Source organism: Streptomyces sp. NPDC051913 (genome assembly GCF_044593635.1).
Taxonomy (GTDB): Bacteria; Actinomycetota; Actinomycetes; order Streptomycetales; family Streptomycetaceae; genus Streptomyces.
Genome location: NZ_JBIUCI010000011.1, coordinates 44316 through 61324, shown reverse-complemented (window position 1 = coordinate 61324; position 17009 = coordinate 44316). Strand labels below are relative to the sequence as shown.

Annotated in this window: 14 protein-coding genes; 8 read left to right on the top strand and 6 right to left on the bottom strand. The window is 69.0% G+C overall.

The features are described 5' to 3' along the window. Positions 1–20 precede the first annotated feature (20 nt). The 4 genes from ACIHIX_RS30015 to ACIHIX_RS30000 all read left to right on the top strand — a co-directional run bounded on the left by ACIHIX_RS30015 (position 21) and on the right by ACIHIX_RS30000 (position 2677). Positions 21–635 (top strand): hypothetical protein, encoded by a 615-nt coding sequence (locus ACIHIX_RS30015; RefSeq protein ID WP_399961557.1) that lies wholly within the window; start codon positions 21–23, stop codon positions 633–635. Continuing rightward, positions 635–868, top strand: a complete 234-nt coding sequence (locus tag ACIHIX_RS30010; protein ID WP_399961555.1) for a helix-turn-helix domain-containing protein — start codon at positions 635–637, stop codon at positions 866–868. The genes ACIHIX_RS30015 and ACIHIX_RS30010 overlap by 1 nt, the downstream gene beginning before the upstream one ends. Before the next feature lie 379 nt (positions 869–1247). Next, on the top strand, positions 1248–2012 hold the full coding sequence (locus ACIHIX_RS30005; RefSeq protein ID WP_399961553.1) for a hypothetical protein: 765 nt from the start codon (positions 1248–1250) through the stop codon (positions 2010–2012). A 125-nt stretch (positions 2013–2137) separates the two neighbouring features. Further along, positions 2138–2677 (top strand): GNAT family N-acetyltransferase, encoded by a 540-nt coding sequence (locus tag ACIHIX_RS30000; RefSeq protein WP_399961551.1) that lies wholly within the window; start codon positions 2138–2140, stop codon positions 2675–2677. A 72-nt stretch (positions 2678–2749) separates the two neighbouring features. Here ACIHIX_RS30000 and ACIHIX_RS29995 read toward each other — a convergent pair whose 3' ends face one another. The 5 genes from ACIHIX_RS29995 to ACIHIX_RS29975 all read right to left on the bottom strand — a co-directional run bounded on the left by ACIHIX_RS29995 (position 2750) and on the right by ACIHIX_RS29975 (position 10920). Further along, positions 2750–5086: a proprotein convertase P-domain-containing protein gene (locus ACIHIX_RS29995; protein WP_399961986.1), complete on the bottom strand. Its 2337-nt coding sequence runs from the start codon at positions 5084–5086 to the stop codon at positions 2750–2752. A 264-nt stretch (positions 5087–5350) separates the two neighbouring features. Beyond that, entirely contained in the window at positions 5351–6598 is a 1248-nt protein-coding gene (locus ACIHIX_RS29990) for an acyltransferase (RefSeq protein WP_399961550.1), read from the bottom strand. Next, positions 6595–8787 (bottom strand): bifunctional polysaccharide deacetylase/glycosyltransferase family 2 protein, encoded by a 2193-nt coding sequence (locus ACIHIX_RS29985; RefSeq protein WP_399961548.1) that lies wholly within the window; start codon positions 8785–8787, stop codon positions 6595–6597. The genes ACIHIX_RS29990 and ACIHIX_RS29985 overlap by 4 nt, the downstream gene beginning before the upstream one ends. After that, entirely contained in the window at positions 8787–9464 is a 678-nt protein-coding gene (locus tag ACIHIX_RS29980) for a hypothetical protein (protein ID WP_399961546.1), read from the bottom strand. The genes ACIHIX_RS29985 and ACIHIX_RS29980 overlap by 1 nt, the downstream gene beginning before the upstream one ends. Positions 9465–9948: 484 nt before the next feature. Further along, entirely contained in the window at positions 9949–10920 is a 972-nt protein-coding gene (locus ACIHIX_RS29975) for a LysR family transcriptional regulator (protein ID WP_399961544.1), read from the bottom strand. A gap of 101 nt (positions 10921–11021) precedes the next feature. Here ACIHIX_RS29975 and ACIHIX_RS29970 point away from each other — a divergent pair, with 101 nt between their 5' ends. Next, positions 11022–12290 carry an MFS transporter gene (locus ACIHIX_RS29970; protein ID WP_399961543.1) on the top strand — a complete coding sequence of 423 codons (1269 nt, stop codon included), beginning with the start codon at positions 11022–11024 and terminating at the stop codon, positions 12288–12290. An 81-nt stretch (positions 12291–12371) separates the two neighbouring features. Here ACIHIX_RS29970 and ACIHIX_RS29965 read toward each other — a convergent pair whose 3' ends face one another. Then, complete coding sequence (locus ACIHIX_RS29965; RefSeq protein ID WP_399961541.1) at positions 12372–13733, bottom strand: cytochrome P450; 1362 nt, start codon at positions 13731–13733, stop codon at positions 12372–12374. 205 nt (positions 13734–13938) lie between these two features. Here ACIHIX_RS29965 and ACIHIX_RS29960 point away from each other — a divergent pair, with 205 nt between their 5' ends. Genes ACIHIX_RS29960 through ACIHIX_RS29950 form a run of 3 tightly spaced genes read left to right on the top strand, consistent with a single transcriptional unit; the run spans position 13939 to position 16999 of the window. Then, positions 13939–15234 carry an ABC transporter substrate-binding protein gene (locus ACIHIX_RS29960; protein WP_399961539.1) on the top strand — a complete coding sequence of 432 codons (1296 nt, stop codon included), beginning with the start codon at positions 13939–13941 and terminating at the stop codon, positions 15232–15234. Then, positions 15231–16178, top strand: coding sequence for a carbohydrate ABC transporter permease (locus tag ACIHIX_RS29955; RefSeq protein WP_399961537.1), 948 nt, complete (start codon positions 15231–15233; stop codon positions 16176–16178). Before ACIHIX_RS29960 ends, ACIHIX_RS29955 begins: the two co-directional genes overlap by 4 nt. Continuing rightward, positions 16175–16999 carry a carbohydrate ABC transporter permease gene (locus ACIHIX_RS29950; protein WP_399961535.1) on the top strand — a complete coding sequence of 275 codons (825 nt, stop codon included), beginning with the start codon at positions 16175–16177 and terminating at the stop codon, positions 16997–16999. Before ACIHIX_RS29955 ends, ACIHIX_RS29950 begins: the two co-directional genes overlap by 4 nt. The last annotated feature ends 10 nt before the right edge of the window (positions 17000–17009 follow it).

The following is a 17009-nucleotide window of genomic DNA, read 5'->3' as shown; positions in this document are numbered from 1 at the left end:
GATAAGCGAGGCGGGGGATCATGTCCGAGGACCGGAAGATGCTGGAGCCGATGGCGACGGTGGTGTCGATAGCGCTGCGGGTGCTGTTGGCCCTGGTGACGCTGGGGGTCGTGTTCAGAACCGTCCACGGCGGCTGGGGGAGCAGCAGCGTCTGCGTCACCGACGACTCGACCGGTGGCTCCGCCGGCGCCAACCGCTTCTTCCCCGAGCAGGGGGTGGACGTCGGCACCGTCCCCCAGTACTGCGCCTCCGAGCCCAGCACCTCCCTGCACCTGCTGGACGAGCTCAGCGCACTGCCCTCGGCGCTGCTGCTGATCGGCGGCCTCTTCCTGCTGCACCAGCTCCTCAAGGGCGCCGCTCGGGACGGCGTCCACACGGTCCGTACGGCCTCCCGGTTCCGGCTCCTGGGCTGGTGGCTGCTGCTCGGCAGCCTGCTCTCCGAGCTCGTCGAGTCGAACCTCAAGGCAGCCGTGCTCGCGGAGCTGACCACCAACCACGACCTCACGGCCGGCTCCTGGCTGGGCCTGTGGTCGGCCCCCTACCTGCTCATCCTCATCGGCCTCGGCCTCCTCACCTTCGCCCGCATCACCCGCGCCGGTGCCGCCCTGCGCGAGGACCTCGAAGGGGTCGTCTGATGGCCGAGGACGAGCACGAGGGCCATGACATCGAGGTCCATCTCGACAAGCTCCTCAGCGAGCGCGGGATGACCGTCACCGAACTGGCCCACCGCGTCGGCGTCACCAACGTCAACCTGTCCGTCCTCAAGAACGGGCGCGCCAAGGCCATCCGCTTCACCACCCTCACCCGGATCTGCGAGGTCCTGCAGTGCCAGCCGGGTGACCTGCTCAGCTACCGACCCAAGTCATAAGGGAGACCCAGATGTTCGGCGTCATGGACACCAGCATGAAGGCAGTCATCGTCGTCGTCGCGGCCGCGGTCATCACCGGCGTGATCCTGCTCGGCCGCTGGCTCACCAAGAAGTAGCTCAACCAAAGCTCAAATAAAGCGTGTTGAAACTTCATAAGCTCAATTGAGGCTCAAATAGAAGTACTTGAGTTCCCCGCAAGCTCAATTGATGCTCAGGAAAGGCTATTTGAGCTTCCCACCCCCCATTCCTTACGGAAGGATCAAGGCAAGCGGGAACGCCGAAGGGGAAAGGCGGAACCGCTTGTAGGGGGGCGAATTATCGCGCTTTCCCTACTGCTTATTTCAGTTCGTGTACCCATCCACGTACGGAGGCAGTAGATATGCGTACCACGACGAAGATGAACCGGAAGCGGCTCGTGGGCGTGGCCGTCGCCACGGCGGCGGCGATCACCATGGCGGCCATGCCGGGCTCCGCGTTCGCGGACGACACCACCGGTACCACCCCCGAGGCCTACGAGTCCTACCTCGTGGAGCAGGTGGAGCTCGGCGACACGGACGCCCAGGAGACCCTGGACCAGTACTCGGCGCTCTCCGACGGCGACAAGGAACAGTTCGTCGACCTGCTGAACGATCCTCAGCGCGGCCAGGAGCTGGGCGACTTCATCTCGGACGTCTCCGACGTCGAGTCCATCGACGAGGAGAACTACACCACCGAGACGAGAAAGGAAGCCGCGGACGGCGATGTCGTCCTGGAGGCGACCCTCGCCGTCGAGGAGACCGAGACGCCGCCGACCACCGAGGAGGAGCTCGCCGACCCGAGCGCCCGGTACTACGACCGGAGCGCCTGGTACTCCGTCTCCGACACCATCTTCGGTGTGAAGGTGACGACCGTGAAGATCGGCGTCAACTACCGCACGACCTCGTCCCGTGTCGTGAAGGTCTACAACGGCTGGGCCTCGCACCGGAACTACGTGCCGTTCGCCGACTTCTCCAACAGCCCGGTCAAGGAGTGGATCTCCGCCGACCCGGCGAACAACGCCACCGCCGAGACCATCTGGCAGGGCAAGTGGGCCGGCTTCTCGTGGGACGCCCGTGAGCGCATCTGGGCCGACCAGAGCGGCTTCAAGGGCGGCTACCTCAAGTAGGCCATTCGTCCTCGTACCGGCAGAGCCGGTCGTATCGAGCAACTCGCTCGGTGCGGCCGGCTCTGCCGGTTTTCCGCGTCCAAAAAGGTTTGCCGTCACCCGCTTCGACCCGATAAGAAGCCTGCATGCTTAGAGGCGGCAAGGTCGGGCTGCGGGCCCGGCACGAGGACGACGTTCCGGTCCTTCAGAACGAGCTCTACGACGACGTGGTCAACACCTCGCGGGCCGACGGCCGGCCATGGCGGCCGATCCCGCCGGGCCCGGGCGGGAAGTTCGTGGCGGACCCCACGGACCAGGACAACCTCCCGTTCTCCGTGGTGGACCTGGAGAGCGGCGAGCTGGTCGGCGCCGCGACGCTGTGGGGCATCGACACCCACAACCGGTTCGCCCACATCGGCCTCGGCCTCCGGTCGTCCGCCCGCGGCAAGGGTTACGGCACAGACGTGGTCGCGGTGCTGTGCCACTACGGCTTCGTCGTACGAGGCTTGCAGCGGCTGCAGATCGAGACACTGTCGGACAACATCCCGATGCTGCGCTCCGCCGAGCGCAACGGCTTCGTCCGAGAGGGCGTCCTGCGCTCCGCCGCCTGGGTGCTGGGCGAGTTCATGGACGAGGTGGTCCTCGGACTGCTCGCCGAGGAGTGGAAGCAGGGCGTGCAGGGGTAGTTCGCGGGAACGCGAAAGCGACGCCCGGCCGGGATGTCCCGGCCGGGCGTCTTCGTTCGTAGGGTGCGGCGGTCAGAAGGTCAGTGCCCAGTCGTCCAGCGTGCCCGTCCCGCCCGCCGACTTGTCGGCGACCTGGAGCTTCCAGGTGCCCGCGATCGGAGAGGCGCTCGCGTCGACCGTGTAGACCTTGTTCAGCGTGCCGCCCGGGTCCGTGCCGTCGGTGGCCTTCACCGCGTACACCAGCCCGTTGGGGGCGACCAGGTCGATCTTGACCTCGCCGAGCCAGTCGTGGGTGAGGGCGAGGGAGAGCTTCAGGGTCTTCGGCGCGTTGCCGGAGACGTCGCTCACCGTGATCGGCGCCTGGAGGGTGCCCGCGTCCGGGATGGCGTACGTGGACTGGCTCTCGATCGACGGGAAGGTCAGGGACCAGTTGTTCAGGGTGCCCGTGCCACCGGCGGACTTGTCGGCGACGAGGAGCTTCCAGGTGCCGTTGGCCGCGGAGGCGCTCGCGTCGACGGTGTACGTCTTGCTGAGCGTGCCGCCCGGGTCGGTGCCGTTGGTGGCCTTCAGGGCGTACGTCTGACCGTCGGGAGCCACGAGGTCGATCTTGACCTCGCCGAGCCACTCGTGGGTGAGGTTCACGGACGCCTGGAGCGCGCCGGAGGCGTTTCCGGTGACGCCGCTCACGGTGAGCTCGGAGGTGAGGGTGGCCGCGTCCGGGACGGCGGCGGAGCTGGTCTTCGCGAACGGGGTCGGGAACGTCAGCGCCCAGTCGTCGATGGTGCCGGTGCCGCCGGCGGACTTGTCGGCGACCTGGAGCTTCCAGGTGCCGTTCGCCGGGGAGACGCTCGCGTCGACGGTGTACGTCTTGGTCAGCGTGCCGCCCGGGTCGGTGCCGTTGGTGGCCTTCAGGGCGTACGTCTGACCGTCGGGAGCCACCAGGTCGATCTTCACCTCGCCGAGCCAGTCGTGGGTGACGGCCAGGGAGACCTGGAGGTTCTTGGGCGCGTTGCCGGTGACGCCGGAGACGGTGATCGGGGACTGGACGGTGCCGAGGTCCGGGACGGCGTACGAGGCGTCGTTGAGGATCTTCGTACGGCGGGTGGTGTCGGCGGGCTCGGGGGCGGGCGGGGGCGTCGCGGCGCCGACCGCCTTGCCGACGTCGATCCGGGGGACGGTCACGCCGGCCTCGTCGGTGACCGGCGTGCCGGTCGACTTCAGCAGCGCCTCCAGCTCGGCCAGGGTCTTGTCCGGGTAGGCCTGGCGCAGGACGGCGAAGGCACCGGCGACGTGCGGGGTCGCCATGGAGGTGCCGCTCTTGGAGTCGTAGCCGGTGAGGACGGAGGAGACGATGCCGTTGCCGGGGGCGAAGACGTCGAGCAGCGGGCCGTGGTTGGAGAACGAGGCGACCTCGTCGTCGTCCGTGGTGGCGCCGACGGAGACCGCGTTGGGCACACAGGCCGGGGCGGTGACGGCGGTCGCGCTGCCGTTGTTGCCGGCCGCGACGACCGTCGCGACCCCGGCCTCGTAGAGGCTGTCGATGATGGTCTTGCGGGCGTCCTTGGTGCAGGCGGCGGAGTAACTTGCCGAGCCCAGGCTCAGGTTGGCGGCGACGATGGGCGTGCCGGCCTGCTTGAGCGCGAGGACCTTCTCCAGCGCGGCGATCTGGGCGCTGGTGAAGCTGCGGATGCACGGGTTGGTGGCGCCGCAGTACTTGGTGGAGTCGAGCCGGGAGAAGACCTGGATGGCGACGATGTCGGCGCCGGGGGCGACGCCGGTGGCGGGGGCCCCGCTCAGTCCGGTGCCGTCACCGGCGGCGATACCCGCCACATGGGTGCCGTGGTCGCACTCGTCGATGCCCGCGCAGGTGTTCGCGGAGTTGGCGGCGCCGGTGCCCTCCTGGGTGGCCGCGCCGTTGCCGCACAGGCTGGTGGCGCCGTAGTTGGGGTCGACCGGGGAGAAGCAGGCCTCGGCGGCGATCCGGCCCTTCAGGAAGGGGTGGTTGGTGGCGACGCCGGTGTCCAGGATCGCGATGGCGCTGCCCTTGCCGGTCCTGCCGGCCGCGATGGCCTTGTCGCCGCCGATGATCGGCACGCTCTCGTCCAGCGAGGGCGCGACCAGCTCGTCCTCGGTGACACTGACGACGCCCGGCTGGGCGGCCAGGTCGTCCAGGCCGTCCTTGTCCACCTCCAGGGTGACCACGGGCAGGGTCTGGAAGGACAGCAGGGTCTCACCGGCGCTCGCCGCGTTGGAGAGATCGCCGCGGTCCTCGGTGACGACATTGACGCGGACGGTTTTGCCGTCGGCGGTCTCGTCGTACAGCGGCGGGTCGACCGGATCGGATTCCGTGACCGCCGTGGTCGATATCTCGGCGGCATAGGCGGGAATTACTCCAAGGCTCACGGTCATCATCAAAGTGGCGACCGTCGCCCATATTTGTCTCTTCATGGCACTCTCGAAATCAGGAAGGTGAATTACCGTGAATTACCCTGGAGTTGTTCCAGGACACGGTTTCGCCTTTCCCCTTCGGCGTTGCCGCGCAGGCATGATCCTTCCACGGGCTACCAGCCGCGAGCGAGAGCTACTTGAGTCTTCTGAGCTTCAATTGAGCCTGATCCCGCGTTTTTGAGCTTCAATTGAGGCTCTGTTTGAGCCTCAATTGAGAATGACTCATCAGGCGCGGTGCGAACCGGACTTGGCACGCGAGGACCCGTCCGGCCACAGCTGCGGCTTGCGCTTGGCGGCGAGGTCCTCCGCCCAGCCGAACCAGACGATGCAGCTGCCGATGAGGATCCAGGCGAAGACGAGCACCGGCCAGGGGCTCTCCAGGAACCAGGAGAAGTGCTGCCACATCAGGTCGATGCCCCACAGCCGGTCCCAGATCGTCATGGCGACGACGATGCAGGTGTTGTGCCACAGATAGATCGTGACGGCACGGGAGTTGAGGAGGGTGATCGGCCGGTCGAAGCGCCGCAGCCGCTTGGGCCACTCGGACCAGGACGGGCTGACGTGCAGCAGGATCATGACCGTGCCCAGGGACCACAGGGCCTGCGCGAAGGGCATGCTGTCGAGGTCGTTGCCCTGGGAGAAGTCGTGCCGGGTCGCGTACCAGAGGCCCAGCAGGGCGATCGCGGGCGCGACGGACGGGACGACATAGCGCGGCAGCTTCTTGAGGATGCCCTCCTGGTGGGCCATGCCGAGGATCCAGCAGGCGCCGAAGGTGCTGAAGTCGGTGAGGGCGGAGGGGAACCGCTCGCCGGGCAGGGTGAGGTAGCCGAACTCGAAGGCGGCCGACAGCGCGATCGGCGCGAAGACCGTGGCGACCGGCAGGGCGCGCAGCGCCTTCAGCAGGAACGGCGACAGCAGGACGTACCAGAGGTAGGCGCGGATGTACCAGAGCGGTCCGGCGAGGTCCACGGCCCAGTTCTCGGCGAGGTAGCCGTGGATGCCGGGCAGGCCCTCGGCGTACGGCGGGTCGCTCAACGGCAGGACCCAGTAGGTGAGATGGAGCCACCACCAGCCCGGGTGGCCGTCGTCCGAGGGGCCCCAGCCCTGTACGACCATGCCGGTGACGCCCACGACCCCGAGCACCCACAGCGGGGGCAGCAGCCGGCGGATGCGGCTCTTGATGACCTGGGCGGCGGGGCGCTTCAGCGAACGCGCCATGAGGTTGCCGGCGAGGGCGAACATCACGCCCATGGAGGGGAACACCAGCGGCAGCCATGCCCAGCCGGTCAGGTGGTAGAGGACCACGCGGAACAGGGCGAGGGCCCGCAGCAGGTCGAAGTAACGGTCGCGGACGGGGCCCTTGGGCCGGGCGGCCGGTTGCGGCGGCTGCTGCTGTTCGGGGACGGTCGGCACGAGGGGAACGGTCACGTCCACGGCTTTCTGCGACGGAGGGGGATAGTACGGCGTGCTCATCGGGCGGACCCCCCGCCCACGGCCTGCCGGTGTCCGGTGGGCGCGGTCGGCGGGGCGGACACGCCGCCCTTGCGGCGCAGCTTCTGCCAGCGCAGCCGGCCGCCGGTGAGCGCCGTGATCCAGGACTGGAGCAGTACGACGTACATGAGCTGGCGGTAGAGGATCTGCTGCAACGGCAGCGAGATCAGCGGGGTCAGGCGCTCCCGGTCCAGGATGAACGCGTAGGTGGCGCAGACCAGTTGGATGGCGAGGACGCCGAACCAGGCGAGGATCGTCTTGTCGGTGGGCCCGAAGACCAGCCCGTAGACGAGGAACACGTCGATCAGGGGGGCCAGCAGCGGCGCCAGGACCATGAAGAGGGAGACGAGCGGCAGCCCGACGCGGCCGAAGCGACCCGAGGGACCGCGTTCCACCAGCGCCCTGCGGTGCTTCCAGATCGCCTGCATGGTGCCGTACGACCACCGGTAGCGCTGGGACCACAGCTGCTGCACGGACTCCGGGGCCTCGGTCCAGGCGCGGGCCTTCTCGGCGTAGACGACCCGCCAGCCGTCCCGGTGCATCGCCATGGTGATGTCGGTGTCCTCGGCGAGGGTGTCGTCGCTCATGCCGCCGACCCGCTCCAGGGCGGAGCGGCGGAACGCGCCGACGGCGCCGGGGATGGTCGGCATGCACTGAAGGACGTCGTACATGCGGCGGTCGAGGTTGAAGCCCATCACGTACTCGATGTGCTGCCAGGCGCCGATCAGGGTGTCCTTGTTGCCGACCTTGGCGTTGCCCGCGACCGCGCCGACGCGCGGGTCGGCGAAGGGCTGGACGAGTTCGCGGACGGTGGCCGGTTCGAAGACGGTGTCGCCGTCCATCATCACGATCAGGTCGTACCGGGCGTTCGCCAGGCCGCGGTTGAGGGCGGCGGGCTTGCCCGCGTTGAGCTGTCTGATCACGCGTACGTTGGGCAGCCCGAGCCCTTCCACGAGCCGGGCCGTGCCGTCGCTGGACCCGTCGTCGATGACGATGACCTCGATGGGATGCTCGCTGCGCATCAGTGAACGCACGGTGTTCTCGATGCACTTGGCCTCGTTGTACGCCGGCACCAGCACCGACACCGGTTCGGTGACCGGCAGCGGGCCCCAGCGGAAGCCGGGGCGGCGGGTGCGGCGGGCGTGGATGCCGGAGAGCAGCAGCATCAGTCCGAAGCGGGCGAAGACGAGGAACCCGATGACCGCGAGGCCGACGACCAGGACGCCGGTGATGTTGTCGGAGGCGTCGACGAGGAAGACCCAGGCCTTGCCCTTCCACAACTCCGGGCCGGTGACCGGGGTGTGCGCGCTCGGGGCGTGCAGGGCCTCGGTGAGGTTCTGGAACTTGTAGCCCTTCTCCTTCAGCTGCGGGAGAAGCTGCTCCAGCGCCTGGACCGTCTGGTGCCGGTCGCCGCCGGAGTCGTGCATGAGGACGATCCCGCCGTGCCCGGCCTTGGGCGTGGAGTTGCGGACGATCGCCGCCACGCCCGGCTTGCGCCAGTCCTCGCTGTCGGTGTCGTTGACGATGGTGATGTAGCCGCGGCTGCCGATGTACTCGGTGACCGGCCAGGAGTTGTTGTCCATGTTCGCGGCCTTGGAGGAGTACGGCGGCCGGAACAGCGAGCTGCGGATGCCCACCGAGCCCGCGAGCGCGAGCTGGTTCTGGGAGAGCTCCCAGTCGATGCGCTTCGTCGACTGGTAGGACAGATCGGGGTGGTTGAAGGTGTGCAGCCCGATCTCATGGCCCTCGTCGACCATGCGCCGGACCAGGTCCGGGTAGCGGGAGGCCATGGTGCCGGTGATGAAGAAGACGGCGTGCGCGTTGTTCTTCTTCAGGGTGTCGAGGACCTTCGGGGTCCAGGTGGGGTCCGGGCCGTCGTCGAAGGTGAGGACGACGCTGTCGTCCGGCACGGTCATGCTGGTGCTGCGGCCGCTGCGGGTGTCGATGACCGGGCCGCCCTTGAGGATGTCCTGCGGCACCTTGTCGTTGGCGGTGGCGGGGGCCACCCGGTAGTCGGCGAGGATCTCGCTGTGGACGTAGCCGCGCAGCATCAGCATCGCGGTCATCGCGACGAGGACGAGCAGCGGCAGCAGCAGGCGCAGGGGCAGACGGCGACGGGAGCCGTCACGGGCTCCGGTCGCGGGCCCGGGACGGCTTGAGCGGGATGCCATCAGAGGGTGTTCTCCAGGGATGGTGCGGTGGAGCGGCCGGACGCGGTGTTCGCGCCGTCGGCGACGTTGTCCGTACCGGTGCCGGCGCTGCCGCCGGCCGGGGAGTCGGACGGACCGGGCGGGGTGGTCGGCGGGGTGACCGACGGGTTGGGCGAGCTGGTGGTGGGCTCGTCGGTGGGCTTCGCCGAGACGGTGGGGTGGGTGACCGGACTGGTAGCGGTCTTGGTCGCCGTCGGCTTCGGGTCGGCGGACGCGCCCGGGGTGGTGGCCGTGGCGGAGGCGCCGGGCGCGGTGGCGTCGGCGCCCGGGGACGGCGTCGCGCCGTCGCTGAGGGTCGGCGAGGCACCGGGCGACACGCCGGCGTCGTCGGTCGGCACGGCCGGGTCGGCGGGCAGCGGCGTGGTCTCCACCTGCCCGGCCTCCTTGCCCTCCTGGCCCGGCACAGGCAGCCAGGGCGCGTTGGAGTTCCCCGACAGCAGGGTGCTCACGATGACGACGGCGTAGATCGCACAGGCGATCCCGACGAAGATCCCGATACGCCGGAATCTCCGACTCCGCCGCCCTGACTCATCGACGAAGACGGGCCCGTCGGACCCCTCACCCACGGCGCCGCCACCGGCCTGCCCCACGATCCGCTGATCGGCCCGCAACGCCACGGCGTCCAACTGGACGGTCACCTCGTGCGGATCATGGGCACTACCACCGACCCCGTCAACACCGTCCGGACCGCCGGCCGACGCCCACGGGTCCCGAAAGACGCCCCCGCCGGACCCAGTACCGGACCCGTGGCGCAAGCCGAGCCCGGCGCTGGGGCCGAAGTTCGGGCCGGAGGTGGGCTGCGGCGGGGACTTCGGCAGCGTCTCGGTCGGGTCCGGGGAGGCGAGGGCTTCGGTTCCTCTCGTCTCCGGGAACGCCTGGGTGCCGTCCGTCGGCGCAGGGAACTCCCTCGTCCCGGATGCCGCGTCGGGCCATTCCGGTTGGGCGTCTTCTCGCCATTTGTTTTCGCGCACGCAGTCCCCCCACGGGATGGTTCCGGGTGCGCATACGACTCTGGGCACCCGTCGACCGAACCAGGCCCCCACCCGGTCCGAGCGCCCCCTTTATCACATGGTGCTCAGGCGACGAATGTAGCGCACACGAGGCAGGCGTGTTTGCCATGTGTCACTTGTGGACATTTTCGATCTCCATGTCGATGTCCGGAAACCACCCCTCGACGGGCCGGTTCAGCCACCCCTCCGCCGCCGACAGCTCGGCCGCCGCACGTCGAAGGGCGTCGAACCCGGGGTGCACCAGCCCCTTCCGCCACACCAACGAGACGGGCGACAGCGGCACCGGATCGATCAACGGCCGCAGCACGGTCGACGGCATGGCCGGAAAGTCCACCACGGCGAGAATCGGGTTCCGTGTCTTGGCCATGATCCGCTGGAACTCCTCGTGACCGACGGCCATCGGCGCGGGTGAGGCCACCTCGATCCCCCGTCCCTCGAACAGGTGCCGCGCCAGGTCGGTCCACTCGGGCGTCCGGGGATTCCCGGCCCCCGCGTACACCTCCTCACCGGCCAGCTCGGCCAGCGGCACCGCGTCCAGCGCCGCCAGCCGGTGGTCCTCGGGCAGCACGACCGCCATGGGTTCGAGCCGGACGAGCTGATGGCCGAGCCCTGCCCGCAGCGCCGGCTCCAGCCCCGCGAACCGGCCGAAGGAGGCGTCGAGACGACCGGCGAGGATCTCGGCGGCGGCGCCGGTCAGACCGCTCTCGTAGCGGGCCATCAGCTCCTGCTCGGGAGCCAGCTCACGGGCCCGCAGCAGCACCCGGCGCCCGGTGCCGAGCCCCGGCGAGTTGACGTCGACGAGCAGCGGCCGGGCCTGCCCGAAGGCGGCGATCAGCTCGTCCTGCGCGGCGAGCACCCGCCGCGCGTGCGGCACCAGCCGCTCCCCGTCACCGGTCAGCGTGACCTGCCGGGTGGTCCGCACGAACAACTCGGCATCCAGCTCCCGCTCCAGCCGCCGTACGTCCCGGCTGAGCGCCTGCTGGGCCACGTACAGCCGGGCGGCGGCACGGGTGAAGTGCAGCTCCTCGGCGACGGCCAGGAAGGCGCGCAGCAGACGGGGATCGAGGTGGCTCGGGGCGGGCATCCGGCGAACCTACCTCCACCTCGGCATTGACAACAGAGGTGCGTCAATCACCGCGCGGCAGGTGTTGGACCCCGAGATCACCCACCGGCGACGGTGGACCCATGCCGCAACCGACCCACCGCCGCACCCTCTTCACCACCACCGGCGACATGCTGGTCATGGCCGACTTCACCCCACGCCCGCCCCGCGCACCCCGCCCGCCCGGCCCCTATCGCCGCCTCTTCACCCACCCCGGCACCCGCGCCTTCACCGCGGGCAACCTGCTGGCCCGGCTCCCCATGGGCATGTTCAGCGTGAGCGCGGTCGTCATGATCGCCGGGACGCGGGGTTCGTACGCCCTCGCCGGCGCCGTCACCGCGACGGGCCTCGCGGCGACGGCGGTGCTGGCCCCCTTCACCGCCCGCCTCATCGACCGCCACGGCCAAGCCCGCGTCGCCGTACCCGCCACGCTCCTGGCCGCCCTCGGCTCGCTTGCCCTCCTCCTGTGCGTCCGCCACGACGCCCCGGCCTGGACCCTGTTCGCCGCGTACGCCGCCACCGCCACGACCCCCAACATCGGCGGCATGTCCCGGGCCCGCTGGGCCCACCTCCTCAAGGGCGACGACAAGGCGCTGCACACCGCGAACTCCTTCGAGCAGGCCGCCGACGAGCTGTGCTTCATGCTGGGCCCGGTCCTCGCGGCCCTGCTCTGCGGGACCCTCTTCCCGGAGGCGGGCACGCTGGTCGGGGCCGTACTGCTGGTGACGGGAATGCTCCTGTTCACGGCCCAACGCGCGACGGAACCCCCACTCCAGCGACATGCTCCCGCGAAGACACCGCTACGGGCCCCGGGCATGCCCCCGCTGCTGCTCGCCTGTCTGGCCATGGGCGCGGTGTTCGGCTCCATGGAGGTCGTCACGATCGCGTTCGCGGACGAGCGGGGCCATGCGTCGGCGGCCGGTGTCGTGCTCGGCCTCCAGGCAGCGGGTTCATGTGCGGCGGGCCTGGTGTACGGCGCCCTCAAACTGCGCGGCCGGGCCGAGGACCGCCACCCGTGGTGCGTGGCCGCGATGACCGCACTCCTGACCCTGCCGCTCCTGGCGGCGGCCACGACCGGCTCCCTGCTGCTCCTCGCGACCACCCTCCTGATCGCCGGCATGGCGACGGCCCCCACGATGGTCACCACGATGACCCTGATCCAGGAACGCACTCCCCCGGGCCGCCTGAACGAGGGCATGACCCTGGCGGTGACGGGCCTGTTGGGCGGTATTGCCGGGGGCAGCGCGACAGGGGGCTGGACCGCCGAGCACATATCGACAACGGCGGGCTACGGAGTCCCCCTCACAGCAGCAGCCGCGGCCTTGATGATCACGCTGGCGACAACCCCCTAGGGGCGCGGGGCTGTACACATGTGCGGCTCCGCCGCGTGGGCGCGACCAGCCACGACGGAGCCGCACCCGAACAAGCACCACTCACCCCCGCGACCTGATCCGCACCCTCGCCGCCCCTTTGGCCATCAACGTCACCCCAGCCCCCACAGGCACCTCCCTGCCCTCCAAGTCCTCGAACTCAAAGGCACGAAGCAACACCGCCACCCCCAACACCGACTCCAGCATCGAAAGGTGCTGCCCGATACACGCCCGCGGCCCGCCCCCGAACGGAAACCACGCGTACCGAGGCCGCCCAGCCTCCGCCCCCGGCGCGAAACGGCCCGGATCGAACCGCTCCGGCTCAACCCAGTACGCGGGATGCCGCTGCGTGACCCACGGACTGACGATCACATCCGCGCCCGCGGGAATCCGTACGCCGTCGATCTCCGCGTCCGCGACGGACCGCCGCCCGATCACCGGCGCCGAGGGATACAGCCGCATCGCCTCCTTGACGACCATGGTGAGCCGGGGCAGCGCCTCCATGTCCCCGGCCGTGGGCATCCGGTCATCGCCGAGCACCTCATCGACCTCCTTCTGAACCCGCCGCTGCTCTTCCGGATGCCGGGCGAGCAGATGGAGGGCGAAGGCGAGTGCCGTCGCCGTCGTCTCATGCCCGGCCAGCAGGAAGATCAGGACCTGCTCGCGGAGTTCGGCGTCATCGAGGCTGCCGTCCTCGGCGTTCCGGGCGTGGACGAGCAGTCCGGCGAGATCCTCGGAGGCCCCCGCTCCACCCCGGCGCCGACTGTCGATGATCTCGTCGCACACCGCGAACAGCTCACCTTGAAGGCGGGCGGCACCACGGTTCGCCGGAGTGGGCCAGTTCCGCGGCGACTTGAGGGGGGAGAGGCCACGCTTCATCGAATACTGCTGGAGCGGCGGCAGCGTGCGCTCGACGACGTCGAACGCCTTCTCCATGTCCGCCCCGAACAGGATCCGCCCGACCATCCGCAACGCGAACCGGTGCATCTCGCCGACCAGTTCGACGGTGCCGCGCCCCCGCCACTTTGCGGCCAGAGCCACCCCCTCCGCGGCGACCTGCCCCGCGTACCCGTCCACCCGCCGCCGGGTGAACAGCGGCTGCACCAGCCTGCGTTGCCGTAGATACACCTCGTCCTGGCTGGTGAGCAGCCCGTTGCCGATGGTCTGCCGCAGCTCCTCGTAGAAGACGTTGTCCTTGCGGAAGTCGGCGGCCTGCCCGGCCAGCACCTGCTGCGCCCCCGCGGCCGAGAAGACGGCGTAGACCTCCGCCCGCAGCCCGGGCGGACCCGCGCGGAAACGCACCACGTCACCATGGTCACGGCGGGCCCGCTCATAGGTACCCAGAGGGTCCCTGAGCAGGTCGTTCATCGAGCCCAGCAAAGGGCTTCCCGGCACGATCGGCGCCTCGCGCACCACCGTCGTCATCGTCCCGCCTTCCCCGCTCCCGGCGATCGTGGTCGCTGCAATTCTCGCGCGAGCCATTGACTCACTCACAGCCCCCACATACCTTCCCCCGTCGAAGCGCTTCGACGTAAGTCGTCGAAACGGTTCGACGTACCGAGGAAGAACCGAGCACGACCCGCGAACGATCCGAAGCACCATCCGGCTCCGACTCCCCTGGAGGCACGGGATGTTGACGGCACGAAGGCGCGTGGTGGCGACGGCGGTGCTCGCCGCCGGAGCACTGCTCCTGACCTCCTGCGGGGACTCCGACAGCGGATCCTCAGGAGACGGCAAGACACTCAAGCTGTGGCACTACGAGGCCCCGAACAGCGCGATGGGGCAGGCCTGGAACGAGGCGATCAAGGAGTTCAAGGCCAAACACCCGGGCGTAAAGGTGGAGTTCGAGGAGAAGGGCTTCGAGCAGATCCAGAAGACCGCTCCGATGGTCCTCAACTCCTCCGACGCGCCCGACGTGATGGAGTACAACAAGGGCAACGCGACGGCCGGGCTGCTGTCGAAACAGGGCCTGCTCACCGACCTCACCGCAGAGGCGACGAAGCGCGGCTGGGACAAGAAGCTCAGCGCGAGCGTCCGCACCACCAGCGTGTACGACACCAACGGGGTGATGGGCTCCGGCAAGTGGTACGGCGTGCCCAACTACGCCGAGTACACGATGGTGTTCTACAACAAGGACCTGTTCAAGAAGTACGGGATCGCCGAGCCGAAGACGTTCGACGAACTGACCGCCGCGATGGACACGTTCGTCCGGAACAAGGTCACCCCGCTGGCCAACGCGGGCGCCGAGTACCCGGCCCAGCAGTACCTTTACCAGCTCGCCCTGTCGAAGGCGGACCGCGCCTGGGTGGACTCCTACGAGCTGTACAAGGGCAGGACCGACTTCCACGACGCGGCCTGGACGTACGCCGCCGAGACCTATGCCGACTGGGTGAAGAAGGGCTACATCAGCAAGACCTCGTCCAGTACCAAGGCCGAGGACGCGGGTGTCTCCTTCCTCCAGGGCAAGGCGCCGATCTTCTTCTCCGGCAGCTGGTGGTACGGCCGTTTCGTCGACGAGGCCAAGTTCGACTGGGGCACCTTCCTGTGGCCCGACTCGAACCTGACCCTCGGCTCCGGCGGCAATCTGTGGGTGGTCCCCAAGGGCGCCAAGAACAAGGAACTCGCCTACGACTTCATCGACATCACCATGTCGAAGAAGATCCAGAACCTGCTCGGCAACAAGGGCGGTGTCCCGGTCGCCGCCGACGCGAGCGCGATCACCGACGCCCGGTCGAAGGCGCTCATCGACAACTTCAACACCCTCTCCCAGCGCGACGGGCTGGCGTTTTACCCCGACTGGCCGGTGCCCGGCTTCTATGACGTCCTGGTCTCCCAGACCCAGAAGCTGATCACCGACAGCGAGAAGCCGGACGGCTACCTGGACGCCCTCCAGGACGCGTACGACAAGGGCGCGCCGAAGCAATGACGGTGACCGTCGAGAAGCGCGGGGTGACCGGCAAGGCGGCACAGGCCGGTCACCCCCGCCGCCCCCGCGACTCCTACGCCCTCTTCCTGCTCCCCGGCGTGCTCGCCTTCCTGGCCGTGATCATCGTCCCGTTCCTGATGAACACGTACGTCGGCTTCACCGACTGGCAGGGCGTGGGCTCCCCCGACTGGACCGGGCTCGCCAACTACCGCGAGCTGCTGGACGACTCCGAGTTCTGGGCGTCGTTCCGGCACAGTCTGTTCATGGTGGTCGCGATGGCGGCCGTACCGACGGCGGCCGGACTGGTCCTCGCCGCCGCCCTGTTCGACTACGTCGGCAAGCACTTCGGCAGCCGGGTCACCGCCGTCCTGCGCGCCTGCTTCTACCTCCCCCAGGTGCTCCCGATCGCGGTCGCGGGCATCGTGTGGAGCTGGATCCTCGCCCCCGACAACGGCTCCCTCAACGCACTCCTCAAGGCCGTCGGCCTCGCCTCCTGGCAGCAGGACTGGCTCGGCGACCCGGACATCGCGCTCTACAGCGTGATGGGCGTGATGGTGTGGGTGCAGCTCGGCTTCCCGCTGGTGGTCTTCATGGCCGGACTCCAGCGGGTGGACCCGCAGTTGTACGAGGCGGCCGAGCTGGACGGGGCCGGCTGGTGGCGCCGGTTCTGGCACATCACGCTGCCGCAGATCCGCCCGGAGATCTACGTCGTACTGACCTGGTGCACGATCGCCGCGCTGAAGGTGTTCGGCGCGGTGTACGTCCTGACGAAGGGCGGCCCGGGCGGCGCGACCGACGTCCCGTCGTACTTCTCCTTCACCACGTTCTTCGAGAAGACGCAGGTCGGCTACGGCGCCGCGATCTCCACCGTGCTCACGGTCATCATCCTGGCGCTCTCCCTGATCGGGCTGCGGCTCCAGACCCGCGAGGAGGACCGGTCATGACCCGAGCGCTCCGCCGTTACCCGGTGCTGGTCGCCCTGTGCGTCGCGGCCCTCTTCATGATCGTGCCGTTTCTGATCGTCACCCTCAACGCCTTCAAGTCCCCGGCGGAGTACAGCCAGAACGGCCCGCTGAGCCTCCCCGACGGCCTCTATCTCGACGGGCTGAAGGACTTCTGGGAGCGCGTGGACTACGCGCAGAAGCTGTTCAACTCCGTGCTGATCAGCGGCGCGGTGGCGGTCCTCGCGGTGGTGCTGTCGATCCTCAACGCGTACGCGATCGGCATCGGCCGTATCAAGGGCCGACCCTGGGTCCTCGCCTTCTTCGTGCTGGCGAACATGCTGCCGCAGGAGGCGCTGGTCTACCCGATCTACTACCTGAGCAAGGAGGCGGGCCTCTACGACACGAGACTGAGCGTGGTCATCGTCTTCACCGTCATCCAGGCGGCGTTCGGCACGTATCTGCTCTCCTCGGTCCTCGGCCAGTTCCCCCGGGAGATCATCGAGGCCGCGAAGATCGACGGCGCGAGCAAGTGGCAGGTGCTGTGGCGGATCGTCGTCCCGGTCAGCCGCCCCACGCTCGGGGTGCTGATGGTCTTCTTCTTCATCTGGACCTGGAACGAGTTCCTGCTCCCCCTGGTCATGCTGATCTCCAACGACAACCAGACGGTGTCGGTGGCCCTCGGTGTCCTCCAGGGCCAGCGGCTGATGGACGCCACCATGACCAACGCGGCCGCCCTGCTCGGTGTGCTGCCCGCGATCGTGTTCTTCCTCCTCTTCCAGCGCACGCTCACCCGCGGCATCGCCGTGGGAGCGGTGAAGTAAGGAACCCCCC